The organism is Variovorax sp. FG153 (assembly GCF_057809595.1).
On the sequence record NZ_JBMDKG010000005.1, the window covers coordinates 1 to 25,264 of the forward strand.

Below are 25,264 nucleotides of genomic sequence, written 5' to 3' on the forward strand. Positions count from 1 at the left end.
GCTGACCGCGGTGAAACCCTTGAATTCCTTGGTGAGCTGGCGTGTTTCGAGAATGCAGCCGCTCATCGACGGGCCTCTTTCGATGCGATGGGTTCTTTCATGCGCGAGGCCCTCATTCGTCGACGCACGAGAAGCTCGCCGCCAGGTCGAGGTCGCCGCGGCCGTTGTACCTGGGCCATGCGGGGTAGTCGCAAAGCGGTCGGGTACGGCCCGGAACGCCTTGGGTATCGGCCACGGTCTGCGCGCTCGGTGCCGTGCCTTGCTCCACCCAGTTCTCGAGCGCGGCCAGCGAATCCCAGCTGGCGTTGAAGACCAGGCTTCTTCCATGCCCGTAGCCCGGGATCTGGTAGTAGCGCATGAAGCTCTTCACGCGCTCGGCGCCCATGGTGGCGCGCACCCGGTTGAAGTACTGGTCGGTCGCGCGCGGGGTGACCAGTTGATCGGCCGTTCCGTGCGCCATCAGCAGCTTGCCGCCATGCGCGGCGAACGCGGACAGGTCGGCCTGGTTGATGTCCTGCAGCCGCGTGAGCTCCGCGATCCGGGCCTGCCACGGGCCGGGATTCTCGGGATCGAGCGTCAGCGAATCGAAGCCCGGGTCCTTCGTGACGAAGAAGCGCACCCACTGGTCCCAGAATCCCGAGAGGTATGGCGCCCTTTCGGGCATAGGGAAGGCAGGGGCGCTCCAGCCGAGGCCCAGGTACGTGAGGAGCATCTGGGTCTCGTCGGCCTTGGTGCCCGTGCCGGGCCGGCCGAACTCGGCGCCCCAGACGTTGAAGCCCGGATACTGGTTCTCGCCGCTGCCCAGCGGATAGTTGAAGATCGCCGGCGTGTCGATCACCTTGAAGGCGGCGATCTGCGCGTCCGACAGGCAGTCGTCCGCGGTATCGGCGCCGCCGGGGCAGCGCAGCGCCCGTCCATCGAGCAGGGCCGTCGCGGGATCGAAGCGCCGGTTGCAGGCGCTCTGGTTGCCGATCACCCCGTCCTTCGCGCCGTCGAGGGCGTCGCAGGCCTGCATCGACGCATCGAACAGCGCCGCGCGCTTCGCGAGGCTCGGATAGGCGCCCGGCCTGGCCAGCGCACGCGTGATGCGGCCGAACTGCAGATCGAGACCGGCCGCGTTGAAGGCCGGATAGAAGGCGATGGCACCGTCGAAATCGGTCGGCCATTTCTGCACCACCGCCAGCGCCTCGCGACCGCCCGACGAACCGCCCAAGAAGTAGCTGCGTTCCGGCTCTCGCGCATAGCGCTGGCGGATCAGGAAGACGGCCGCATCACGCGTCTTCTTCAAGGCCTCGAACGAGAAGTTGTGCAAGGCCTCTTCGTTGAGCGCGAAGGCCCCCGGGTTCTTCGGGTCGGTGGCCGCGTCGTGGCCCGAGTCGCTCGCGAAGATCGCATAGCCGCGGCCGATCGGGTCGGGAACATCGACCGGACCGGCGGAAAAATTGCCACCGACGCCGGGAATGGTGCCGTCGTAGCCGCCACCGCCATACATCATCGCCTTGCGGTTCCACTCGGTGGGCAGCAGCAGCGTCATCCTGATCGGCGGCGCGGCGGGATCGACCGGCGCGATCTCGGCGCTGAGCTTGCAGTGCTCGCCGTAGTTCTTCGGCGCCTTGCCGCCCGCGGGCACCAGCGTGGCCGCCGTCACCTTGGCGCCGCCGGTGGCGAGCGCGATCGCCGATGCGGGCACGGACAGCCTGGCCATCTGCTCGCAACCCAGCGGTGTCGCCTCAACGGACGGCGGCGGTGCCGGCGGCGTCTGCGGCCCGGGCGCGCCCGGAACGATGGCGCCGAGGGTCACGCCGCTGCTTCCGCCGCCACAGGCGCCCAGCAAGGCCGCGGCGGCGAGGGCCAGCACCCACGGCATGGCTGGAGCGGCGCGCCGCGAGGGGGTCGATGTGCTTCGGTGCATGCTTGTCTCTCGTTGTGATGAATTCGAAAAGTCGCCACGCGGGCGCGGCGGGAAACACCTCCGTTGCCGCGCTGGCCGCGCGGGCCGGACCGGCGGCGTTCAGCGCGGCGGGCGCATGTCCGCCAACATGCGCAGCCTTCGCTCCCGCACCGACTGCCAGTGCGCGTCGGTCCACTCGTAGAAGCCCTGGCCCACCGTCGCCCCCCAATGGCCGGTCGCGACCATGGCCTTCAACAGCTGCAGCCCCGAGGCGTCGCTCTCGAGTTCGGGCATCAGGTGGCCCGCGATGTCGAGGAAGGTGCACAGGCCGCCGAGATCGGCCGTCTCGAAGGGGCCGAACGATGCGTAGCGGCGTCCGATGCAGGAGCGGACGACGGTATCGACGGTGGCCGCATCGGCGACACCGCTTTGCACCAGGTGCAGCGCCTCGCGCAGCACCGCGAACTGGATGCGGTTGCCGATGAAGCCGGGCGCGGCCCGGCTCAGCAGCACCGCCTCGAAGCCGGCATGCTCGAGCCGCTCGCGCACGGCCGCGCTGGCATCGGGGGCCGTCGCGGTCGCCGGCACGAGCTCGACGAAGGGGATGACATGCGGGGGATTCCAGAAGTGCGCGACCAGGAAGCGCTCGGGATGCTGCATGCGCTCGCACAGGACGTCGGGCATGAAGCCGCTGGTGTTGCTCGCGATCAGCGCATACGAAGGCAGGAGCGCCTCGAGCTCCGCATAGAGCGCATGCTTGACCTCGAGCCGCTCGACGACCGCCTCGAAGACCAGCGTGGCATCGGCGATCGCCGCGAGCGTCGCGACCACGCGAATCCGCGCCAGCGCCGCGTCGCGCCCGACCTCCTCGATGCGGCCCGCGGCGATCAATTCCTCGAAGATCTTTTCGGCCAGCGCGGGCAGTTCGCCGCGCCGCGCATCGCTGAGATCGAACACGTCGACGTCTTCACCGGCAAGCGCCAGGCAGGTGGCGATGCCCACGCCCATGAGCCCTGCGCCCACCACGGCCACGCGTCGATTCTTTCCATGCATGCAGCTTGTCTCCCGGCATCGTTTGGCACCGAGATCGTTCGGTGCCTTGCGCTGGTTTTTGCAGAAAGCGTGCCCGGACACTGCGCCCCTCGCCGAGGGACGCGCTTTTCACTCGGGCGCTTCGTACAAACCCGCATGCGGCACGCCCGCGAAATACCGTGCGAGCAATGTCCAATAGTGTTCAAGCCACTGCACACAACGTCCAATAACTGGACAGCGATTCGGAGCCACTACAGTCGTTGCGCGCGCGGTGGGCATTCGCACCGCGAACCAAGGGAGTCAGCCATGCTGCAGATCAAGGGAGACCAGGCCTTCGACCTGGCGAGCATCCGGGGCCAGGCCCTGCAGTCCTTCTTCGAGCTCTTCGGCCAGCTCGCCGAGGGCGCCTTCGTGGTCGACCGCGACAGCAAGGTCATCTGGGCCAACGCGCGCTACCTGGCCTTCATCGGCCTGGAGCCCGACCGGCCGGTGGTCGGCCAGCACATCTCGACGGTGGTGCCCACCACCCGCATGCCCGAGGTGGTCGAGACCGGCCGCTCGATCCCGTTCGACGTGATCGAGGTCAACAACCGCTGGGCCGTGGTGTCGCGCTTTCCGATCAAGAACGACGAACAGGAAGTCATCGGCGGCTTCTGCTTCGTGCTGTTCGACGAGATCGATCCGCTGCGGCCGATGCTCGCGCGCATCCAGCAGCTGCAGAGCGAGCTCGAGCGCACGCGCTCGAAGCTCAACCAGCTGCGCCGCACGAAGTACGAGTTCAGCCACTTCGTCGGCTCGAGCCCGCAGGCCGCGCAGGTGCGGCGCAGCGCGCGGCAGGTGGCGGCCACCGACTCGACGGTGCTGCTGCTCGGCGAGACCGGCACGGGCAAGGAGATGGTCGCGCAGGGCATCCATGCGGCCTCGCGGCGCGCGCGGCAGAACTTCATCGGCGTCAACGTGGCGGCCATTCCCGAGGAACTGATGGAGGCCGAGTTCTTCGGCTCCGCGCCGGGCGCCTACACCGGCGCCCATCCCAAGGGCCGCACCGGCAAGATGATGCTGGCCGACAAGGGCACCTTGTTCCTCGACGAGATCGGCGACATGCCGATGCGCATCCAGGTCAAGCTGCTGCGCGCGCTGCAGGAGCGCGAGATCGAGCCGATCGGCGGCAACACCGTGATCCCGCTCGACCTGCGCGTGATCGCGGCCACCAGCCGCGACCTCCGGCAGCTGGTCGAGACCGGCCAGTTCCGCGCCGACCTCTACTACCGCCTGAGCGTGGTGCCGATCCAGATCCCGCCGCTGCGCGAGCGGCTCGAGGACCTGCCCGAGCTGGTCGACCTGCTGCTGGCCGAGCTCTGCGCCACGCTGGGCATGCGCGAGAAGGACGTCGCGCCCGACGCGCTGGCGCGGCTCGCACGCTTCGGCTGGCCCGGCAACGTGCGCGAGCTGCGCAACGTGCTCGAGCGCGCCTGCGTGGTGTCTGGCGATGCCTCGGAGCTGCGCGCCGAGCACATGCTGCTCAACGACGGCGCGCGGCCGGCCGCGGTTGCTGCGTCGACCGCGACGGTGGCCCCGGCGCGCCACGACCTGCACGCCGCCGTGAACGAGACCGAGCAGAAGGCCTTGCTCCATGCGCTGCAGGAGACCAGGGGCAACAAGCTGCTCGCGGCCCGCCTGCTCGGCATCAGCCGCTCGACGCTCTACAACAAGCTCAAGCAGATGGCGCTCGAGCGCTAGCGGTTCCGCGCACGCTCAGCCGCCGCGGAACTGGCCGCGCAGGAAGTTGCGGTGCCGCGCGATGTGCCCCATCTGCGCGGGCGCGATCGTGCCGCCCAGGTCGTTCTCGTCCGCGCCGTTGAGCACCGCGTTCGCATGGGCGAGCGCGCGCGCCACGATCTCCTGTTCGCTCACGCCGAGCTGCGCGCCCAGGTCCAGCGCCACGCGCCGCATCGCGCGCTGCGACAGCATCCACATCGCGCCGAAGCGATCCCACGCGAGCGCGGACTCGCCGGCCTTCTCGTGCTCGGCGAGGATGTCCTTGAGCGGCTTGGCGAGCAGCTCGTCCATCGCCTCGAGCCGCTCGCTCAGCGCGGCATTGCGCTCGGCCAGCTGCTCGGGCGTGGGGCCCGGCTCCTCGGCCTTGGGCGCGGGCGGCGGCGGTGGCACGAAGCCGGCCACGTCGGCATCGGCGGGAACGATCTGGAGTTGGTCTTGCAGGCTCATGATTTCTTTCCGTGGCCGGTGTCTGTGGAGGAAGCCTTGCGGCTCGTCATCGCCGTCGCGCGCAGCCCGGGCAGGTCGAGCACGCGCAGGCCGCCGTACTCGACGCGGATCAGGCCCTGCGCCGACAGCCCGTTGAGCGCCTCGTTCACGCGCTGGCGCGACAGGCCCACGAGGTAGGCCAGTTCCTGCTGCGTGATGCGCAGCACCTCGCCCACGCCCGGATAAAGCACCGGGTTGAACAGCGAGACCAGGTTGCGCGCCACGCGCGCGTCGGGGTTGTTGAGGCGATCGATCTCGAGCGCGGCGATGAACTGGCCCAGGCGCTCGTTGAGCTGGTTCATCACGAAACGGTTGAAGCCGATCGAATGGTCGAGCAGCCAGTGGAAGCTCTCGATCGGCAGGCCCGCGACGAGGCTGCGCCGCAGCGCCTGGATGTTGTAGCGGTAGGGTTCGCGCTTCATCACCGTGCCCTCGCCGAACCAGCCGCCGGGCGGCACGCCGGTGTAGGTGACCGAGCCGCCGTCGGCGTTGTCGTTGCTCATCTTGAGCAGGCCCTCGACCACGCCGAACCAGTAGGTGGGCGAACGCCCCACGCGGCACACGAGATCGCCGACCTCGGCCTCGCCGACCACCAGCGCGGCCTCGGCGCGGCGGCGCTCAGGCGCGGTGAGCGTGAGCAGCCAGGGGATGCCCTCGAGCTCGGCCGCATTGGGCGGACGCACGCGGTCCTTGATCGAACTGCCCGCGGCGAGGGGGAGGTTGAGCGAGGGGCTGCCGTTCGGCATCGGGAAACTCCGGGGAGTAGTGTCCCTAGGATTGTCGTTGGAACGACAACTCGGCGTCAAAGTGCGGCCCTACGATCCGCGCACCGTGCAAACAAACGCCCTCACCTTTCCCCGCCTGCTGCTTGCGCATGCGCAAGCGCAGCCCGAGTCGCCCGCGGTGCGGGAGAAGGACCTCGGCATCTGGCAGACCTGGACCTGGCGCGCCGTGGCGCAGGAAGTGCGCGAGATCGCGTGCGGCCTCGCGAGCCTGGGCTTCCAATCCTTCGACAACCTCGCGATCGTCGGCGCCAACCGTCCGCACCTCTACATGGCGGTGGTCGCGGCGCAGAGCCTGCGCGGCGTGCCGGTGCCGCTGTACCAGGACGCGGTGGCCAACGAGATGGTTTTCATGCTCGACGACGCGGCCATCGACTTCGTGGTGGTCGAGGACCAGGAGCAGGTCGACAAGCTGCTCGAGTGCCGCGACCTGCAGGCCGAGCGCGTGGCACGCGGCGAGGGCCGCCAGGGCATCCGCCACATCGTCTACGACGACCCGAAGGGCCTGCGCCACTACGACCAGCCCGGCCTGATCAGCTACGACCGGCTGCGCGAACTCGGCCGCGCCTACGACCAGGCGCACCCCGGCGTGTTCGACGCCGCGGTGGCCAGCGGCGAGGCCACCGACGTGGGCGTGATCCTCTACACCTCGGGCACCACCGGCCGCCCCAAGGGCGTGTGCCAGACGCATGCGAGCTTCATCGCGGCGGGCCGCGGCGGCGTGGAGACCGACAGGCTCGGCCCCGGCGACAACATCATGAGCTACCTGCCGATGGCCTGGGTCGGCGACCACCTGTTCTCGGTGGCGCAGTGGCTGGTGGGCGGCTTCACGCTCAACTGCCCCGAGTCGGCCGCCACGGTGATGAACGACATGCGCGAGATCGGCCCGAGCTACTACTTCGGCCCGCCGCGCACCTTCGAGGGCCTGCTCACCGCGGTGTCGATCCGCATGGAGGACGCGGCCGCTCCGAAGCGCTGGCTCTATGCGAAGTTCATGGCGCTCGCGCAGCGCGTGGGCGCCGACATCCTCAACGGCCAGCCCGTGGGCGCCGGCGACCGGCTGCTGTACGGCCTGGGCAACCTGCTGGTCTACGGCCCGCTGCGCAACGTGCTGGGCATGAGCCGCATCCGCGTGGCCTACACCGCGGGCGCGGCGATCGGGCCCGACCTGTTCCGCTTCTACCGCTCGATCGGCGTCAACCTCAAGCAGTTCTACGGCCAGACCGAGACCTGCGCCTATGTCTGCCTGCAGCAGGACGGCAAGGTCAAGCTGCAGACCGTGGGCACGGCCGCGCCGGGCATCGAACTCAAGATCGCCGACGACGGCGAGGTGCTGGTGCGCGGCGTCTCGGTGCTCAAGGAGTACTACAAGCGCCCCGACGCCACGGCCGAGGTGCTCGATGCGAACGGCTACTTCCACACCGGCGACGCCGGCGTGCTCGACAGCGAAGGGCATCTGCGGATCATCGACCGCGCCAAGGACGTGGGGCGGCTCGCGGGCGGCGCGATGTTCGCGCCCAACTACATCGAGAACAAGCTCAAGTTCTTCCCGCAGATCAAGGAAGCCGTGTGCTTCGGCCATGCGCGCGACGAGGTCAGTGCCTTCGTCAACATCGACTTCGAGGCCGTGGGCAACTGGGCCGAGCGCCGCGGCCTGGCCTACGGCGGCTACGTCGACCTGGCCGGCAAGCCCGAGGTGCTGGCGCTGATCGCCGAGTGCCTCGGCAAGGTCAATGCCGACCTGGCGGCGGAAGCCGGCATGGGCGAGACGCAGATCGCGCGCTTCCTGGTGCTGCACAAGGAGCTCGACCCCGACGACGACGAGCTGACCCGCACGCGCAAGGTGCGCCGCGGCTTCATTGCCGAGAAATACGCGGTGCTGGTCGAGGCGCTGTACGGCGGCAAGACCGAGCAGTTCATCGAGACCCAGGTGAAGTTCGAGGACGGCCGCACCGGCGCGGTGAGCGCGACCCTGAAGATCGTCGAGGCGAAGCGCTTCCCCGGCATGGCAAAGGCGGCCTGACATGGCAAGAAAAACCGGCGACGTCATCCTGGACGTGCAGAACATCTCCCTGAGCTTCGGCGGCGTGAAGGCGCTGACGGACATCAGCTTCAACGTGCGCGAGCACGAGGTGCGGGCCATCATCGGCCCCAACGGCGCGGGCAAGAGCTCGATGCTCAACTGCATCAACGGCGTGTACTGGCCCCAGCAGGGCTCGATCACCTTCCGCGGCCAGACCTTCAAGCACATGAACTCGCGCCAGGTGGCCGAGATGGGCGTGGCGCGCACCTTCCAGAACCTCGCGCTGTTCAAGGGCATGAGCGTGCTCGACAACATCATGACGGGGCGCAACCTCAAGATGAAGAGCGGCCTGCTCGCGCAGGCGCTGCGCTGGGGCCCGGCCGAGCGCGAGGAGCTCAAGCAGCGCGAGTTCGTCGAGCACATCATCGACTTTCTCGAGATCCAGGCGCACCGCAAGACGCCGGTGGGCCGCCTGCCCTACGGCCTGCAGAAGCGCGTGGACCTGGGCCGCGCGCTCGCGATGGAGCCGCAGGTGCTGCTGCTCGACGAGCCGATGGCCGGCATGAACGTGGAGGAGAAGCAGGACATGAGCCGCTTCATCCTCGACGTGAACGACGAGTTCGGCACCACCATCGTGCTGATCGAGCACGACATGGGCGTGGTGATGGACATCTCCGACCGCGTGGTGGTGCTCGACTACGGCAAGAAGATCGGCGACGGCACGCCCGACGAAGTGCGCAACAACGAAGACGTGATCCGGGCGTACCTGGGCGTGGAGCATTGATATGGGCTTTTTCCTAGAAACCCTCTTCGGCGGCCTGATGGTCGGCATGCTCTATTCGCTGATAGCGATCGGCTTCGTGCTGATCTACAAGGCCTCGGGCGTCTTCAATTTCGCGCAGGGCGCGATGGTGCTGTTCGCGGCGCTCGCGATGGCGCGCTTCGCCGAATGGATCCCGCAGTGGCTGGGCTTCCAGAGCCTGATCCTCGCGAACATCCTGGCCTTCGTCGCGGCGATGGCGATCATGGTGGTGGTGGCCTGGCTGATCGAGCGGCTCGCGCTCAGCAAGCTGGTGAACCAGGAAGGCATCACGCTCTTGATGGCCACGCTGGGCATCGCCTACTTCCTCGACGGCCTGGGCCAGACGCTGTTCGGCAACGACATCTACAAGATCGACGTCGGCATGCCGAAGGAACCGCTGATGGTGCTCGAGAGCACCTTCCAGGGCGGCCTGCTGCTGAGCCAGGAGGACCTGATCGCGGCGCTGGTGGCGGCGGCGCTGGTGGTGGTGCTCGCGATCTTCTTCCAGAAGACCGCCACCGGCCGCGCGCTGCGCGCCGTGGCCGACGACCACCAGGCGGCGCAGTCGATCGGCATTCCGCTCAACCGCATCTGGGTGATCGTGTGGTCGGTGGCCGGCTTCTCGGCACTGGTGGCCGGGATCATCTGGGGCTCCAAGCTCGGCGTGCAGTTCTCGCTCTCGCTGGTGGCGCTCAAGGCACTGCCGGTGGTGATCCTCGGCGGTCTGACCTCGATCCCCGGCGCGATCATCGGCGGCCTTTTGATCGGCGTGGGCGAGAAGCTCTCGGAGATCTACCTCGGGCCGATGCTCGGCGGCGGCATCGAGATCTGGTTCGCCTATGTGCTGGCGCTCGTGTTCCTGCTGGTACGGCCGCAGGGGTTGTTCGGCGAGAAGATCATCGATCGGGTCTGAGACATGTTCTACAGAGAAAACGGCCAGTTCAAGTCGACCTACCGCGCCGACCAGCAGATCTTCCCGATCCTGCAGGACCGCGTGGCGATCCTCGCGCTGCTCGCGGTGGCCTTCATCGCGGTGCCGCTCGGCGTGTCGGACTACTGGATGCGCGCCATCCTCACGCCCTTCCTGATCCTGTCGCTCGCGGCCATCGGACTCAACGTGCTAGTGGGCTACTGCGGCCAGATCTCGCTGGGCACCGGTGCCTTCATGGCAGTGGGCGCCTACGCGGCCTACAACTTCCACGTGCGCATCGACGGCATGCCGCTGATCGCCTCGCTGCTGCTGGGCGGCCTGTGCGCCACGGTGATCGGCGTGCTGTTCGGCATTCCGAGCCTGCGCATCAAGGGGCTGTACCTCGCGGTGGCCACGCTGGCGGCGCAGTTCTTCACCGACTGGGCCTTCCTGCGCATCCAGTGGTTCACCAACAACTCGTCGTCGGGTTCGGTCAGCGTGGCGGGCCTCAACGTGTTCGGCATCCCGATCGAGTCGCCGGTGCAGAAGTACCTGTTCTGCCTGGCGCTGGTGGTGATCTTCGCGCTGCTCGCGAAGAACCTGGTGCGCAGCGCGATCGGCCGCGAGTGGATGGCGATGCGCGACATGGACGTGGCGGCCGCGGTGATCGGCATCCGCCCGGTCTACGCCAAGCTCACGGCCTTCGCGGTCAGCAGCTTCATCGTCGGCGTGGCCGGCGCGCTGTGGGGCTTCGTGCACCTGGGGGCCTGGGAGCCGGCCGCCTTCAGCATCGACCGCTCGTTCCAGCTGCTGTTCATGGTGATCATCGGCGGCCTCGGCTCGATCATGGGCTGTTTCTTCGGCGCCGCCTTCATCGTGCTGCTGCCGCTGCTGCTGAACCAGCTGCCGGGCTGGCTGGGCTTCTCGATCTCGACCGCGCTGGCCTCGCACCTCGAATACATGATCTTCGGCGCGCTCATCGTGTTCTTCCTGATCGTGGAGCCGCACGGCCTCGCGCGGCTGTGGTCCACGGCCAAGGAGAAGCTGCGGCTGTGGCCCTTCCCCCATTGAGCTTTCCAGGCGTTTTTTCGGCGTTGACAACCCGGCACCGCGGTGCCCCCAAGAAGGAGACAGGCATGAAACTGAAATCGCTCGCTCTGACCGCCGCCCTGGTGGCCGGCACCCTCGGCACCGCGCTGGCGCCCTCGCTCGCACAGGCCCAGGCCAAGGAGCAGTTCTTCCCGCTGCTGGTCTATCGCACCGGCCCCTACGCGCCCAACGGCACGCCCTGGGCCAACGGCAAGCAGGACTACATCAAGCTGGTCAATGCGCAAGGCGGCATCAACGGCGTGAAGATCTCCTACGAAGAGTGCGAGACCGGCTACGCCACCGACAAGGGCGTGGAATGCTACGAGCGCCTCAAGGGCCGCCCGGGCGTCGCGCTGTTCGACCCGCAGGCCACCGGCATCACCTTCGCGCTGACCGACAAGGTGCTGACCGACAAGATCCCGCTGATCACGCTGGGCTACGGCCTCGCGGCCTCGCAGGACGGCGGCGTGTTCAAGTGGAACTTCCCGCTGATGGGCAGCTACTGGACCGCGGCCGACATCCTGATCCAGCACATCGGCAAGAAGGAAGGCGGCCTCGACAAGCTCAAGGGCAAGAAGATCGCGCTGGTCTATCACGACTCGCCGTTCGGCAAGGAACCGATCCCGCTGCTGCAGGAGCGCGCGAAGCAGAACGGCTTCGAGCTCTCGCTGATCCCCGTGACCGCGCCCGGCGTCGAGCAGAAGTCCGCCTGGCTGCAGGTGCGCCAGCAGCGTCCCGACTACGTGCTGCTGTGGGGCTGGGGCGTGATGAACTCCACCGCGCTGAAGGAAGCCGTGGCCACGGGCTACCCGCGCGAGAAGATGTACGGCGTGTGGTGGGCCGGCGCCGAGCCCGACGTGAAGGACGTGGGCGCGAATGCCAAGGGCTACAACGCGCTGGCGCTCAACACCTCGGGCACGCAGCCCAAGGTGATCCAGGACATCCTCAAGCAGGTGCACGAGAAGGGCCAGGGCACGGGTCCGAAGGACGAGGTGGGCTCGGTCCTCTACACGCGCGGCGTGATCATCCAGATGCTGTCGGTCGAGGCCGTGCGCCGCGCGCAGGAGCGCTTCGGCAAGGGCAAGGTCATGACCGGCGAGCAGGTGCGCTGGGGCTTCGAGAACCTCGCGCTCGACCAGAAGAAGCTCGACGCACTGGGCTTCTCGGGCGTGATGCGTCCGGTGAGCACCTCGTGCCAGGACCACATCGGCTCGACCTGGGCGCGCGTCCACACCTGGGACGGCGCGCAATGGGGCGGCATGTCGGACTGGTACCAGGCCGACGAGCAGATCATCAAGCCGATGGCGAAGGCAGCGGCCGACAAGTACGCCACCGAGAAGAAGCTGACGCGTCGCGACGCGGCCGACTGCCAGAGCTGACGCTCTGGCAGGTGCCACCGGTCGACGGCACTCTCCCCCTACCCCCTCCCGCCAGGCGGAAGGGGGCCTGCCTCCCCTGCACGGGAGGCGATATCCGCAAAGGCATCGCTTCGTAGATGCATGTCTTTGCGGATGTCCGAAAGAACACCATGAGCCAACCCAACATCCTTCTCGACGTCAACGGCATCGAGGTCATCTACAACCACGTGATCCTGGTGCTCAAGGGCGTGTCGCTGACCGTGCCCGAGGGCGGGATCGTGGCGCTGCTGGGCGGCAACGGCGCGGGCAAGACGACGACGCTGCGCGCGGTGAGCAACCTGCTCGCGGGCGAGCGCGGCGCGGTCACCAAGGGCACGATCGAATTGCGCGGCGAGCGCATCGAGGCGCTGTCGCCGGCCGAGCTGGTCAAGCGCGGGCTGATCCAGGTGATGGAAGGCCGCCACTGCTTCGCGCACCTGACCATCGAGGAGAACCTGATGACGGGCGCCTACACGCGCACCGACGGCAAGGCCGCGGTGCAGCAGACGCTCGAGAAGGTCTATGCCTACTTCCCGCGCCTGAAGACGCGGCGCACCTCGCAGGCGGCCTACACCTCGGGCGGCGAGCAGCAGATGTGCGCGATCGGCCGCGCGCTGATGGCCAACCCGACGATGGTGCTGCTCGACGAGCCCTCGATGGGCCTGGCGCCGCAGATCGTGGAGGAGGTGTTCGAGATCGTGAAGGACCTCAACGCCAAGGAACGCGTGACCTTCCTGCTGGCCGAGCAGAACACCAACATGGCGCTGCGCTACGCCGACTACGGCTACATCCTCGAGAACGGCCGCATCGTGATGGACGGCGCGGCGCAGAGCCTGCGCGAGAACGAAGACGTGAAGGAGTTCTACCTCGGCGTGGGTGGAGCGGATCGCAAGAGCTTCCGGGATGTGAAGAGCTACAAGCGGCGCAAGAGGTGGCTGGCTTGATGTGTTTGCCTACTGCTTGCGTGTGGGGACGGGCTCGCGCCGATGGGGTACTCCCCTCCGCGAATGTCCCCCGCCTTCGGCTCCTCCTTTATTTCGCTGCGGGGAGTACCCCATCGACGCGCGCCTGGACGCAGCGGTTGTTGAACCGCCGGCACCACCGCAGCGCCTCTCGTGCACAGGGCAGTGGGTGCTTCCCGCAGCGAAATCAAGGAGGAGCCCGAAGGGCGAGGGACATTCGCGGAGGGAAGTACCCGCTGTCCTGTGCACGCGCCCCGGACGCCCCTCTCGAAGCAAGACAGCAGAAATCCGAATTGAACAGATTGAAGGGTACGGACATGACCGACCACTACGACGCACTAGAGATCCGCGACCCTGCCGAACGCGAACGCGACCTGCTGGCCGCGCTGCCCCGACAGATCACCCAGGCCCAGACCGCCGCGCCCGCCCTCTCGAAGATCCTCGACGGCATCAAGGCCGCCGACGTCACCACGCGCGAGGCCCTCGCGAAACTACCGGTCACGCGCAAGTCGGAACTGCTCGAACTGCAGAAGCAAGGCCGCGAGAACGACCCCTTCGGTGGCTTCTCGGCCATTGCGCGCGGCACCCGCATGCCGCGCGTGTTCGCGAGCCCCGGCACCATCTACGAACCCGAGGGCGAGGCGCGCGACTACTGGCGCACCGCGCGCGCGCTGCATGCCGCGGGCTTTCGCAGCGGCGAGCTGATCCACAACAGCTTCAGTTATCACATGACACCGGCCGGCTCCATCATGGAGAGCGGCGCGCGCGCCGTCGGCTGTACCGTGTTCGCGGGCGGCACCGGCCAGACCGAACAGCAGCTCGAGGCCATGGTCGACCTCAAGCCCGAAGGCTATGCCGGCACGCCGAGCTTCCTCAAGATCCTGCTCGAGAAGGCCGAGGAGAAGGGCCAGAAGCTGCCCTGGCTCACCAAGGCCCTGGTCTCGGGCGAGGCCTTCCCGCCGAGCCTGCACGACTGGATCGCCGCGCGCGGCGTGAAGGGCACCCAGTGCTATGCCACCGCCGACCTCGGCCTCATCGCCTACGAGACCAGCGCGCGCGAAGGCCTGGTGCTCGACGAGGGCGTGCTGGTCGAGATCGTGCGCCCCGGCACCGGCGACCCCGTGCCCGACGGCGAGGTCGGCGAGATCGTCGTGACCACCTTCAACCCCGACTATCCGCTGGTGCGCTTCGGCACCGGCGACCTCTCGGCCGTGCTCGCGGGCACCTGCCCCACGGGCCGCACGAACAAGCGCATCAAGGGCTGGCTCGGCCGCGCCGACCAGACCACCAAGGTGCGCGGCATGTTCGTGCATCCCTCGCAGGTGGCCGACATCGCGCGGCGCTTTCCCGAGATCCAGCGCGCGCGGCTCGTCGTGTCGGGTGAGATGGGCGACGACCAGATGAACTTCCGGCTCGAATGCGCGGGCGCGCCCGAAGGCCTGGTGGTGCGCATCGCGGAGGCCGTGCGCGAGGTGACCAAGCTGCGCGGCACCATCGAGCTGGTGGCGCCCGGCAGCCTGCCGAACGACGGCAAGGTGATCGAGGACGCGCGCAGCTACAAGTAGCGCCGGTACAACCGGCGCGTCATCGCGCGCGCCAGCAGCACCGTGAGCGCCGCGTAGAGCGCGATCAGCACGACCATGAAGCCGGCCATCGCGCCGATGCCCTGCAGCGCCTGGACCGCGCCCACCGCGAGCGCGAACCAGAGGAACGCGAAGGCGATGCAGCCCAGTTGCACCAGCACGAAGCTCAGCAGCGCGGCCGACACCGCGCGGAACGGCCGCACCGGCCACAGGCCCGGGCGCGTGCCCAGCCAGCCGCCCCAGACCGCGAGCGCGCAGGCCACGACCGGAGGCAGGGCCCAGGTCAACAGCAACGCCCAGGGCCCGCCGTCCTGCGAGGCGCCGGCCCAGCGCGCCGCCGCGAGCGCGCTCCAGACCTGCAGCGACGCGAACAACGCCCCCACCAGCAGCGCCACCGCCGCGCGCGGCGAGGCACCGGCCGGCACCGTCGAGACTTCATCGGGCGCGCGCGCATCGAGCGCCTCGGCCGCTGCCGAGCGGCTGCGGCGCAACGCGAAGCGCGCCGCGAGCCAGAGGCCCAGCACCAGCACCGCGAGCTGCACCAGCGACTGCAGCAGTGCCGCGAGTCCCAGGCTCAGGCGCGGCATCGCTCCGCCCAGCGCCTCGGCATAGCGGCCGCCCGGCATGAACATCAGCTGCAGCTCGTAGAACAGCGGCGTGAGCGCGAGGTGGTTGAGCACCAGCACCAGCAGCCAGGCCCCGCCGAAACGCAGCCGCGCGCCGCCCGACAGCGCCACCCGCGGCACGCCCAGCCGCTCGAGCGCCTGGCGGCCATGGCTCCAGGCCAGGCCGCCGATCAGCGCCCACGACATCGCCGTGCTCGCGACCAGCAGGATCCACACGCCGGCCTGCGCGTAGGCGCGGCGGATCTGCGCCGCATCGTCGGTGCCCGGCAGCAGCAGCATCGCCATGTTGACCGCGAGCAGCACGGCATCGAGGCCGACCGCGATCAGCGCGAAGTCGCGCGGCAGGCGCAGCGCGCGGGCATGGGCGGGGTCGGCGGTCGTCATCGGTCGGTACGTCGTGTCGCTGGAAATGGAAGACAGTCGCCACGAGCGTATCGGAGGACGGCGGGCCCGCCGTGTAGGCTCAGTGCGCGAGTGCGGGCTCCCGCGCGGCGGGTTCGGGCCCCACGTAGACCGACTGCGGCCGGATCAGCCGCCCCTTCTGCACCTGCTCGCGCGCATGCGCGAGCCAGCCCGCTGTGCGACCGGCCGCGAACACGCAGGTGAAGCTCTCGCGGCCGAAGCCCAGCGCCTCGAGCAGCAGCGCCGTGTAGAACTCGACATTGGTCTCGAGCGGCCGGTCGGGTTTCTTCTCGCGCAGGATCGCGAGCGCGGCCTGCTCCGCGGCCTCGGCCAGCGCGAAGCGCGCGGCGTCGACCCCGCCCTCGGCGCTGAGCCGCTTCAGCGCACCCTTGAGCGCATCGGCGCGCGGATCGCGCACGCGGTAGATGCGGTGGCCGAAGCCCATCAGGCGCTGGCCCTCGGCCACGGCCGCCTCGAGCCAGGCGCGCGCATGGGCCGCGCTGCCGATGGCGTCGAGTGCATCGAGCACCGGCCCGGGCGCGCCGCCATGCAGCGGCCCCTTGAGCGCGCTGATGCCCGCGAGCACCGCCGAGGCCAGGCCCGCGCCGGTGGAGGCCACCACGCGCGCCGCGAAGGTCGAGGCATTGAGGCCGTGGTCGCAGACGGTGACGAGGTAGGTGTCGAGCGCCGCCGCCTGCGCCGCCGTGGGCGCGCGGCCATGCAGCATGCGCAGCATGTCGGCCGCGTGGCCCAGGCCTTCGTCGGGCGCGAGCGCCGGCACGCCGAGCCGCCAGCGCATCACCGCGCCCGTATAGACCGCCGGGCCCGCCAGCAGGCGCAGCGCGGTCGCGAGGTCGTCGCCGTCGGGCAACCGCGCGAGCAGCGCGCGCACGGCCTCGATCGGCGGCAGGCGGCGCAGCTGCGCCTCGTCGCCGGGCTGCAGCCGTTCGAAGGCCTCGCGCCGCGCGCGCCCCAGCGCGACGCGCAGGCTGGCGGCATCGGGCGCGCGTTCGAAGAAGCCCTCGAACAGCGCGGCCGCCACGTCCTCGAACTGCCAGCTGCGCGCGATCTCGTCGAGCGTGTGGCCGCGGATCACCAGCCGGCCCGCCGCGCCATCCACCTCCGACAGCACGGTGTGCGCCGCCACCACGCCTTCGAGTCCATCGTCGTTCATCGTTTCATGCTCCATTCGTGTTCACGATGCGGACGATTCTGGCGCCGCTAACATTGACGTCAATCTTGATCCATTCCATCAACATGACCCGCTCCTCGCCCTGGCTTCCCGCCGCCGAAGCGCTCGCCCTGATGCAGGTGCGGCCCCAGACGCTCTATGCCGGCGTGAGCCGCGGCCGCATCCGCGCCAAGCCCGATGCCGCCGACCCGCGGCGCAGCCTCTACCACCGCGACGACGTGCAGCGGCTCGCGGCGCGCGCGCAGGGGCGGCGCAGCAGCGAGGCGGTGGCGAGCGAGGCGATCCAGTGGGGCGAGCCGGTGCTGCCCTCGGCCGTGTCGACCGTGGCCGGCGGGCGGCTCTGGTACCGCGGGCAGGACGCCTGCGCGCTGTCGATCGGGGCCACGCTCGAGGACGTGGCGGGCCTGCTGTGGGAATGTGCGCCGCCGCGCCTGTCTTCCTCCGGTGAGGCCACCGAGCGCGACGGCTTGCCAGCGCTGCAGGCGGGCCTGCGCGCGCTCGCACTGCGCGCGGCGATCGACCCGCCCTCGCGCGGCCGCTCGCCGCAGGCCTTGCGCGCCGAGGCCGCCGAGGTGGTGGGCACGCTGGCCGATGCGCTGATCGGCAAGGTGCCGGCGAGCGCCGCCGCGCAGCCGCTGCATGCGCGCCTCGCCGCGGCGTGGCGCCGGCCGCGCGCGGCACCGCAACTGCGCCGTGCGCTGGTGCTGCTGGCCGATCACGAACTCAATGCCTCGACCTTCGCGGCGCGCGTGACGGCCTCCACCGGCGCCTCGCTCGCGGCCTGCCTGCTGACCGGCCTCGCGACCCTGACCGGCCCGCTGCATGGCGGCGCGGCGCGCGCCGTGCAGGCGCTGGTGCGGCAAACCGAGCAGTCGAGCGCCGACGCGGCCGCGCGCGAGTGGCTCGCGCACGACCGGCCGCTCGCGGCTTTCGGCCATCCGCTCTATCCGGCCGGCGATGTGCGCTGCGCCGCGCTGCTCGAGGAGCTCGAACTGCCGCCGGCCTTCGCAGCGCTGCGCGAGGCCGGCGAGCGCCTCGTGGGCGAGCCCGTCAACATCGACTTCGCGCTGGCCGCGCTCGCGGCCGTGCACAAGCTGCCGGCCGATGCGCCGCTGGTGCTGTTCGCGCTCGCGCGCAGCGTGGGCTGGACCGCGCACGTGCTCGAGCAGGCAGCCACGGGCCACCTGATACGGCCGCGGGCGCGCTACACGGGGCCGGCCGTCGCGCAGGACTGAAGCGCGGACTCAGTGGTGCTGCAGCGCCGCCTCGTGCGCCAGCTCGAACAAGCGCACCATCTCGCGATTGAAGGCCGGCAGGTCGTCGGGCTTGCGGCTGGTCACGAGCTCATGGTCGACCACGACCTCCTGGTCGCTCCAGCGCGCGCCCGCGTTGCGCAGGTCGGCGCGCAGCGAGGGCCACGAAGTCATGCGCCGGTCCTTCACGCCGCCGGCATCGATCAGGGTCCAGGGCCCGTGGCAGATCGCCGCGATCGGCTTGCCGGCCTCGACGAAGGCGCGCACGAACGCGACCGCCTTCTCGTCGATGCGCAGGGCATCGGGATTGACGACGCCGCCGGGCAGCAGCAGCGCATCGAAGTCGTCGGGGTTCGCCATCTTGAGCGGCACGTCGACCTCGAAGGTGTCGGCCGGATCGTGGTGCTTCCAGCCGCGCACGCTGCCGTCGAGCGGCGAGACGACCTGCGTCCTCGCGCCCGCGGCCTCCAGCGCCTTGCGCGGCTCGGTCATCTCGACCTGCTCGAAGCCGTCCGACACGAGGATCGCGACCGTCATTCCGTCCAGTGAAGAGGTGGTGATGGTGGGCATGGTGAATCACTCCTTGGGTGAGGTTTCTCGAAGGCAATGAAACTTCACCCTAGGCCCGAGCCATGCACGCCGCATCGGCCGGTGCCGGCCCCCTTTGTCGGACAGTTCGACGGCCGGCAACCTTCGCTTACTTGTCGAGGCCCGCGAGACAGACGTACTTGACCTCGAGGAAATCGTCGAGCCCGTACTTCGAGCCCTCGCGCCCCAGCCCCGACTGCTTGACGCCGCCGAACGGCGCCTCGGCGGTCGACACCAGGCCGGTGTTGACGCCCACGATGCCCGACTCCAGCGACTCGGCCACGCGCATGATGCGGCCGATGTCGCGGCTGTAGAAGTACGCGGCGAGGCCGAACTCGGTGTCGTTGGCCGCGGCGACGGCCTCCTCCTCGGTGTCGAAGGCGAAGATCGGCGCCAGCGGGCCGAAGGTCTCCTCGCGCGCGAACAGCATGTCGGCGGTGGCGCCGCCGATCACGGTGGGTTCGTAGAACAGGCCGCCGAGCGCATGGCGCTTGCCGCCGGCCAGCACCTGCGCGCCCTTGGCCACGGCGTCGGCCACGTGCTCCTCGATCTTCTCGACCGCCTTGGCATCGATCAGCGGGCCCTGGTTGACGCCGGCCTCGGTGCCGTCGCCGACCTTGAGCGCCTGGACCCTGGCCACCAGCTTCTGCGTGAAGGCCTCGAGCACGCCGCGCTGCACGTAGAGGCGGTTGGCGCAGACGCAGGTCTGGCCGGTGTTGCGGTACTTCGAGACCATCGCACCCTCGACGGCCGCGTCGATGTCGGCATCGTCGAACACGATGAAGGGCGCGTTGCCGCCGAGCTCGAGCGAGAGCTTCTTGATGGTGTCGGCCGACTGCTTCATCAGCGTGCGGCCGACCTCGGTGGAGCCGGTGAAGGTGAGCTTGCGCACGATCGGGCTGCGCGTCATCTCGCCGCCGATCTTGCTGGCCGAGCCGGTGAGCACCGACAGCAGGCCCTTGGGCACGCCCGCGCGCTCGGCCAGTTCGGCGAAGGCCAGCGCCGAGTACGGCGTCTGCGTGGCGGGCTTGACCACCATCGCGCAACCCGCGGCCAGCGCGGGGCCGGCCTTGCGCGTGAGCATGGCGGCCGGGAAGTTCCAGGGCGTGATGGCGGCCGTCACGCCCACGGGCTGCTTGAGCGCGAGGATGCGGCGGTCGGCCTGCGGCGCGGGAATGGTGTCGCCGTAGACGCGGCGCGCCTCCTCGGCGAACCACTCGATGAACGAGGCGGCATAGGCGATCTCGCCGCGGCTCTCGGCCAGCGGCTTGCCCTGCTCGGTGGTCATGATCAGCGCGAGATCGTCGACGTTGGCCAGCATCAGGTCGTTGAGCTTGCGCAGGATCGCCGAGCGCTCCTTGGCGGGCAGCCGGGCCCAGCCCTTCTGGGCCTTCTCGGCGGCCGCGATGGCGCGCTCGGTTTCGGCCGTGCCGCACATCGGCACGGTGCCGATGGTCTCGCCGTTGGCGGGGTTGGTCACCGCGACGGTGGTGCCGTCGTCGGCATCGATCCAGGCGCCGGCAACGTAGGCCTGCTGGCGCAGCAGGGTCGGGTCTTTGAGTCGAAGGGCGGGCATCGGGCAGGGTCTCCGGGTCGTCGTTGCTGAAAGGGGAAACGACGAGGGGACCACGCCCGGGCCCGGGCCGCAAGCCGTGCGCGCCAAATCCGCGCGTGCGGCTCGGGTTTGAAGACCTACTTGCAGCTCGCGGGCAGGGCCTTCTCGGCCAGGCCCTCGCCGGCGCCGCAGGTCCAGCGCAGGCCGTCGCCGGCGGACGCGGGCTCCATCAGCAGCGTGCCGCGCGCGGTCTGCACCTCGACCACCATGGTGTCGCTGTCGAGCCGCAGCGCGGTGCCGTCGGACAGGGTGTCGCTCAGCCCCGCAGCCTCGAGGCTCTCGGGGATCTCCTCCTTCTCGCGGTAGTACTCGGCGAGCGCGAGGCGCACCGGCGCGCCGTTGGCCCAGGCCTGCGCGACCACCGCGCGCGACTGGTAGTCCTGGTAGGCGGGGAGTGCCACCGCGGCCAGGATGCCGATCACGGCCACCGTCACCAGGATGCCGAGCGCGCCGCCGCCGGCGCGCCCCGCGTAGGGCACGAACAGGCCCAGCAGGTAGGCCGCGGGATTGCGCTCGGGCAGGCGCGCGGCCGGATCGATGGCGCGCGCCACGCGCTTGGTGAGCCAGGGGTAGCCGCCGACCACCTCGTGGAACGAGCCCCAGAAGCCGGCATTGGCGCGCGACTGCGCCGCATAGGCGTTCATGTCGACGTTGCGCCACTGGTGCGCGCCGGCGGCCAGCGCCAGCAGCGCGCGCGGCGCGGAATCGAGCTGCTCGCAGCAGGCGGCGCCGTGCAGGTCGCAGGTGTATTCCTTGGCGCGCGCATAGGCCGCGCCCAGCAGCGGCAGCCACAGCACCGGCGCGCGCCAGAAATGGCCCGTGAGGTGCTTGCGCCGGATGTGGCCGAGCTCGTGGCCGATGTAGAAGTTGATGCCGTCGGGCTGCGGCTCCATGGCGTCGACCACGTCCGACAGCAGGATCACGAAGTCGCGCCCGAGGAAGCGGGTGGCGAAGGCATTGAACATGCCGTCGCCGTGCAGCAGGTAGGCCTCGGGCGGCTTGGCGATGCCCAGGCGCGCGCAGCAGGCCTCGAAGCGCGCGTTGAGCTCGGGCAGCTGGGTCGGCGAGAGCTTCACGCCGGTGCCCTTGATCCAGGCGATCAGCGCCGAGTGCGCGAAGCAGTAGCCGATGAAGCCCATCAGCAGGTAGAGCAGCAGGATGCCGAAGGTGCCCACCAGGAGGGCCAGCCAGACCAGCAGGCCGAGCACGAGCGTGATCGCGCCGAGCGTGCGCTCGCGCGGATAGACCAGAGGATCCATGTGTGTTTTCCCTTCTTTTGTCGCGGCCCGGCGGGCCGCACCGTCGTTGCGGCATGCGCGCCCCCCATGGCGCGTCTCCCAGGGAAACATCATGCCCGAGCCACGCGGCGCGACGGTGGCGCCCCTCCTTCCGCAGGAGCCGCCGCCCGCCTTGCCATGTGGACTAGGGCTTGTGGGGATTCGTCAGCGCATGGTCAGCCTTTAAGATCGCGCCCGCTTTCAATTTCCCTTCATTCCTTTTTCCTCTTCCGGGGGTCCTCTCCATGAAAAAACTGCTAGCCCTGACGGCGATCGCCGCTGTTGCCATCGGCGCCCACGCCCAGGACTACCCGAGCGGCAAGCCCATCAGCATCGTGGTGCCCTTCGCCGCCGGCGGCCCCACCGACCGCGTCGCGCGCGACCTGGCCGAGGCGCTGCGCAAGCCGCTGGGCGGCGCCAGCGTGGTGATCGACAACGTGCCCGGCGCGGGCAGCTCGATCGGCGCGGCCAAGGTGGCGCGCGCGGCACCGGACGGCTACACGCTGCTGCTCAACCACATCGCGATGTCGACCATCCCGACGCTGGTGCGCAACGTGCCGTTCAAGGTCGAGAGCGACTTCGAGTACCTGGGCATCATCAACGACGTGCCGATGACGCTGATCGCCAAGCCCAGCCTGCCGGCCAACAACTACAAGGAACTGACCGACTGGATCGCCGCCAACAAGGGCAAGATCAACCTCGGCAACGCCGGCGTAGGCTCGGCCTCGCACCTGTGCGGCCTGCTCTACCAGAGCGCGATGAAGACCGAGATGACGCCCGTGCCCTACAAGGGAACGGCCCCCGCCATCACCGACCTGATCGGCGGCCAGATCGACCTGCTGTGCGACCAGACCACGAACACCTCGCCGCAGATCGAGGGCAAGAAGGTCAAGGCCTATGCCGTGACCACGCCCAAGCGCCTGACGGTGCCGCTGCTCAAGGACCTGCCCACGCTGCAGGAGTCGGGCCTGAAGGACTTCCAGGTCACGATCTGGCACGGCCTCTACGCGCCCAAGGGCACGCCGGCACCGGTGCTCAAGAAGATCAACGACGCGCTGAAGGTCGCGCTCAAGGACCCCGACTTCCTGAAGAAGGAAGAAGCGCTGGGCGCCGTGGTCGCGGTCGATGGCCGCATCGAGCCCGATGGCCACAAGAAGTTCGTGCAGGCCGAGATCGCCAAGTGGAGCCCGATCATCAAGGCCGCCGGCGTCTACGCCGACTGAGCGCGGATCGCTTCGCATCGAAAGAAAAGCCGCCTGGCCCTTCGCGGGGCCAGGCGGCTTTTTCATGGCCGCTCGCGCGCCCGTCAGGGCTGGGTCACGGTCCAGAGCTCGAAGCTGCGGCGCTGGTCGACCAGGCGCGGCGTGCGCGCGCTGAACACGAAGTTGCTGATCGAGGTGCCCTGCGCGTACTGGCGGTTGCTGCCGGTGCCCGGCGCGCAGTGGGTGTCCTGGGCGCCCGAGGGCTGGCAGTAGGCGATCACCTTGCGCAGGTTGGAGCGCAGCGTCACGCTCTCGCTGTAGCGCACGGTGTTGCCCGGCGCGCGGCCGAAGATGCCCAGCGAGATCGGCGCATAGGCACCGGAGGGAACGCTCCAGCCGTCGGTGTTGCCGGCGGCGCTGAAGTCCACGTTGTTGGACGAGGGGTCGTTGGGATCGATGGCCGGGAACACCAGGCCGCGGCCGGTGTTGCGGGTCTCCTCGAGCAGTTCGGCGCGCAGCGCCGGCGTGAGCTCGACCAGCGCGGCGGCGCGCGCCTCGGCGATCGTCGGCACGCGCGAGAAGGTGCGCGCGTACTGGACCACGTTGGGCCGCTCGGGGTCGACATGGAAGAACTCGAGGCGCCACACGGCCTGGTCGGGCAGCGCGGCGAGCTGTGCGTCGGTGAAGGCCGGTGCGGCGAACAGGTTGGCGCTGTCGATGTCGGACGGACTGCCGACCTGCGTGGCGTCGCGGTACTGCGCCGCCATGCGCCACACGGGCGAAGCCAGCGGCGTGCCGCCCTGCGAGCCGTCGGCCGTGAGCACCAGCGTGGTGATGCTGCCGTTGGGCACCAGCACCAGCGAGCGGCCCGGCAGCGCGGTCGAGGTCGCCACCACCTTCGAAAACAGCGGGTTGCCCTGCGCGTCGCGCCGGTTGTCGACGCTGACGGTGTATCCGACCGAATGGAACACCAGGTTCTGGTGCTTGAGGAAGTCCTTCATGTCCAGGTGCGGCCGCACGCTGGCGCGGTAGGCGTTCTCGTTGCCGACCAGCTTGAGCGCGCCGCCGACGATGCGCGCGTTGAAGACGTCGTTGTCGGTGTTGCCCAGCACGTCGGTCCAGCGGTAGGTGAGCGCGACATCGCCGTTGGCGTAGAAGTACTCGAAGTTGCCGCGGTCGTGCTTGAGGTTGGTCGGGCCGGCGCGGAACAGGCTCTCGAAGGAACGGCGCGCGCCGCTCTCGACGCGGCCGATGCGCGCGCCGAACGAGACGAAGTTGGCCGGGTCGTCGCCCACGAACAGCGTGCGGCAGGCCGGAGCGACCACGTTCGAGGCGTCGCCGTAGGCATTGCCGTCGCCGTTGACGGTGCTGTTCACGCGCTGCGCGAGCGGCAGCGCATAGCAGGCGTTGAGGCGTTCGAGCAGCGCCTGCACCATCTGCGGCGTGGGCGGCTGCTGCACGGCCTCGGCGGCGATCGCGGGCAAGGGTTCGATCCGCGCATCGCCGCTGCGGAACACCAGCGACACCGGCGCGCTGTCCTCGCCGGCCGGCAGCGACTTGACGGTGATCTCGATGCTCGCGGCGCTGCCGTCGGGGCGCACCGAGACGCTCAGGGTGTCGAGCACGCGGTCCTGGCCGGTGCCGTCGGCGCTGAAGGCGCCGCCGATCGGATCGATGGTGGTGCCCAGCGCGCTCAGCAGCGGCTGCAGCGCATCGAGCAGCTGCTTGACCTGCGCGCCGATCGTGCCGGCCGTGACCGTGCCGGCGTTGGCCTGCACCGCCTCGAGCAGCTTCGCGGGATCGCCGCCGGGCGCGAGCCGCGACACCACCACGGTGGTCAGCGGCGTGACGTTGGCGGTGCCGGTGGCGCTGCTCGCGGTGGTGCTGTAGAGCACGAGGTCGTCGCGCACCGCCTGGATCACCAGCGGCGCCTTGGTGCCCGCGGGCAGCGTGCAGCTGTAGCGGCCGTCGTCTCCGGTGCGGACCTCGCAGACCTTGGCGCCGGTCTGGTCGAACACGGTGAGCGCGGCGCCCGCGAAGGGCGCGCCGGTGGCGGCCGTGCCGCTGAGCGTGGTGGTGGATGCGGCCGGCGGCGTGGTGCCGCCGCCGGAAGAGGAGGGCGGGATGAAGCCGAAGCCGCCGCCGCCGCCCCCACCACCGCCGCCGCAGGCGGCGAGCAGCGCGAGGGTCATCGCGGACAGGGCCAGGGGGATTCTTCGCACGGGCAGGGACATGGTCGAGCTCCTCTCTCTCTTGGTGTTGTCGGGGTTGGGATGGATCGGCTCCGGTGAATCCGGAGACTGCGGAAACGATATCTTTCGTTTTCGCTCGGCGAATGGTGCAAATGCACCATTCACACATCCCGCGCCCTCC

At 69.6% G+C, this 25,264-nt stretch carries 20 protein-coding genes; 10 read left to right on the top strand and 10 right to left on the bottom strand.

Annotated elements, in window-relative coordinates:
- Positions 1-112: 112 nt before the first annotated feature.
- Both ACODT0_RS07925 and ACODT0_RS07930 read right to left on the bottom strand, forming a co-directional pair.
- Positions 113-1,912, bottom strand: a complete 1,800-nt coding sequence (locus ACODT0_RS07925; protein ID WP_489041010.1) for a tannase/feruloyl esterase family alpha/beta hydrolase — start codon at positions 1,910-1,912, stop codon at positions 113-115.
- Between the two features lie 99 nt (positions 1,913-2,011).
- Entirely contained in the window at positions 2,012-2,944 is a 933-nt protein-coding gene (locus ACODT0_RS07930; protein WP_489041011.1) for a 3-hydroxyacyl-CoA dehydrogenase family protein, read from the bottom strand.
- A 285-nt stretch (positions 2,945-3,229) separates the two neighbouring features.
- Between ACODT0_RS07930 and ACODT0_RS07935 the strand changes: the two genes are divergently transcribed.
- Entirely contained in the window at positions 3,230-4,663 is a 1,434-nt protein-coding gene (locus tag ACODT0_RS07935) for a sigma-54 interaction domain-containing protein (RefSeq protein WP_057597136.1), read from the top strand.
- Positions 4,664-4,678: 15 nt separating this feature from the next.
- On the opposite strand, the gene ACODT0_RS07940 is transcribed toward ACODT0_RS07935, so the two are convergent.
- Together ACODT0_RS07940 and ACODT0_RS07945 are read right to left on the bottom strand one after the other, a co-directional pair.
- A complete protein-coding gene (locus ACODT0_RS07940) occupies positions 4,679-5,149 on the bottom strand; it encodes a hypothetical protein (protein WP_261215422.1) in 471 nt (156 codons plus the stop codon).
- The gene (locus ACODT0_RS07945; protein WP_057597138.1) at positions 5,146-5,934 is read right to left on the bottom strand and encodes a Crp/Fnr family transcriptional regulator; all 789 of its coding nucleotides are present in this window, start codon (positions 5,932-5,934) and stop codon (positions 5,146-5,148) included. Before ACODT0_RS07945 ends, ACODT0_RS07940 begins: the two co-directional genes overlap by 4 nt.
- A gap of 85 nt (positions 5,935-6,019) precedes the next feature.
- Here ACODT0_RS07945 and ACODT0_RS07950 point away from each other — a divergent pair, with 85 nt between their 5' ends.
- The 7 genes from ACODT0_RS07950 to ACODT0_RS07980 all read left to right on the top strand — a co-directional run bounded on the left by ACODT0_RS07950 (position 6,020) and on the right by ACODT0_RS07980 (position 14,718).
- Positions 6,020-7,993 (top strand): AMP-dependent synthetase/ligase, encoded by a 1,974-nt coding sequence (locus tag ACODT0_RS07950; protein ID WP_261215420.1) that lies wholly within the window; start codon positions 6,020-6,022, stop codon positions 7,991-7,993.
- Between the two features lies 1 nt (position 7,994).
- A complete protein-coding gene (locus tag ACODT0_RS07955; RefSeq protein ID WP_057597139.1) occupies positions 7,995-8,777 on the top strand; it encodes an ABC transporter ATP-binding protein in 783 nt (260 codons plus the stop codon).
- Between the two features lies 1 nt (position 8,778).
- Positions 8,779-9,708 (top strand): branched-chain amino acid ABC transporter permease, encoded by a 930-nt coding sequence (locus ACODT0_RS07960; RefSeq protein WP_422099660.1) that lies wholly within the window; start codon positions 8,779-8,781, stop codon positions 9,706-9,708.
- 3 nt (positions 9,709-9,711) lie between these two features.
- A complete protein-coding gene (locus ACODT0_RS07965) occupies positions 9,712-10,776 on the top strand; it encodes a branched-chain amino acid ABC transporter permease (RefSeq protein ID WP_057597141.1) in 1,065 nt (354 codons plus the stop codon).
- Between the two features lie 65 nt (positions 10,777-10,841).
- The gene (locus tag ACODT0_RS07970; protein ID WP_057597142.1) at positions 10,842-12,173 is read left to right on the top strand and encodes an ABC transporter substrate-binding protein; all 1,332 of its coding nucleotides are present in this window, start codon (positions 10,842-10,844) and stop codon (positions 12,171-12,173) included.
- Positions 12,174-12,322: 149 nt separating this feature from the next.
- Entirely contained in the window at positions 12,323-13,135 is an 813-nt protein-coding gene (locus tag ACODT0_RS07975) for an ABC transporter ATP-binding protein (RefSeq protein ID WP_057597143.1), read from the top strand.
- 335 nt (positions 13,136-13,470) lie between these two features.
- A complete protein-coding gene (locus ACODT0_RS07980; protein ID WP_057597144.1) occupies positions 13,471-14,718 on the top strand; it encodes a phenylacetate--CoA ligase family protein in 1,248 nt (415 codons plus the stop codon).
- On the opposite strand, the gene ACODT0_RS07985 is transcribed toward ACODT0_RS07980, so the two are convergent.
- Positions 14,709-15,746 (bottom strand): hypothetical protein, encoded by a 1,038-nt coding sequence (locus ACODT0_RS07985; protein WP_413761751.1) that lies wholly within the window; start codon positions 15,744-15,746, stop codon positions 14,709-14,711. The genes ACODT0_RS07980 and ACODT0_RS07985 overlap by 10 nt on opposite strands.
- 79 nt (positions 15,747-15,825) lie before the next feature.
- Entirely contained in the window at positions 15,826-16,938 is a 1,113-nt protein-coding gene (locus ACODT0_RS07990) for a citrate synthase/methylcitrate synthase (RefSeq protein ID WP_296732789.1), read from the bottom strand.
- An 83-nt stretch (positions 16,939-17,021) separates the two neighbouring features.
- Between ACODT0_RS07990 and ACODT0_RS07995 the strand changes: the two genes are divergently transcribed.
- On the top strand, positions 17,022-18,191 hold the full coding sequence (locus tag ACODT0_RS07995) for a citrate synthase (protein WP_296732793.1): 1,170 nt from the start codon (positions 17,022-17,024) through the stop codon (positions 18,189-18,191).
- 9 nt (positions 18,192-18,200) lie between these two features.
- Here the strand turns inward: ACODT0_RS07995 and ACODT0_RS08000 are convergent, their stop codons facing one another.
- The 3 genes from ACODT0_RS08000 to ACODT0_RS08010 all read right to left on the bottom strand — a co-directional run bounded on the left by ACODT0_RS08000 (position 18,201) and on the right by ACODT0_RS08010 (position 21,671).
- Positions 18,201-18,779, bottom strand: a complete 579-nt coding sequence (locus ACODT0_RS08000; RefSeq protein ID WP_057597703.1) for a type 1 glutamine amidotransferase domain-containing protein — start codon at positions 18,777-18,779, stop codon at positions 18,201-18,203.
- A gap of 127 nt (positions 18,780-18,906) precedes the next feature.
- On the bottom strand, positions 18,907-20,373 hold the full coding sequence (locus ACODT0_RS08005) for an NAD-dependent succinate-semialdehyde dehydrogenase (protein ID WP_057597704.1): 1,467 nt from the start codon (positions 20,371-20,373) through the stop codon (positions 18,907-18,909).
- A 116-nt stretch (positions 20,374-20,489) separates the two neighbouring features.
- Positions 20,490-21,671: a M48 family metalloprotease gene (locus ACODT0_RS08010; RefSeq protein ID WP_489041012.1), complete on the bottom strand. Its 1,182-nt coding sequence runs from the start codon at positions 21,669-21,671 to the stop codon at positions 20,490-20,492.
- Positions 21,672-21,934: 263 nt separating this feature from the next.
- Between ACODT0_RS08010 and ACODT0_RS08015 the strand changes: the two genes are divergently transcribed.
- Positions 21,935-22,912 (top strand): tripartite tricarboxylate transporter substrate-binding protein, encoded by a 978-nt coding sequence (locus tag ACODT0_RS08015; protein ID WP_057597706.1) that lies wholly within the window; start codon positions 21,935-21,937, stop codon positions 22,910-22,912.
- A gap of 83 nt (positions 22,913-22,995) precedes the next feature.
- On the opposite strand, the gene ACODT0_RS08020 is transcribed toward ACODT0_RS08015, so the two are convergent.
- Complete coding sequence (locus ACODT0_RS08020; RefSeq protein ID WP_489041013.1) at positions 22,996-25,125, bottom strand: carboxypeptidase regulatory-like domain-containing protein; 2,130 nt, start codon at positions 25,123-25,125, stop codon at positions 22,996-22,998.
- Positions 25,126-25,264: the final 139 nt, after the last annotated feature.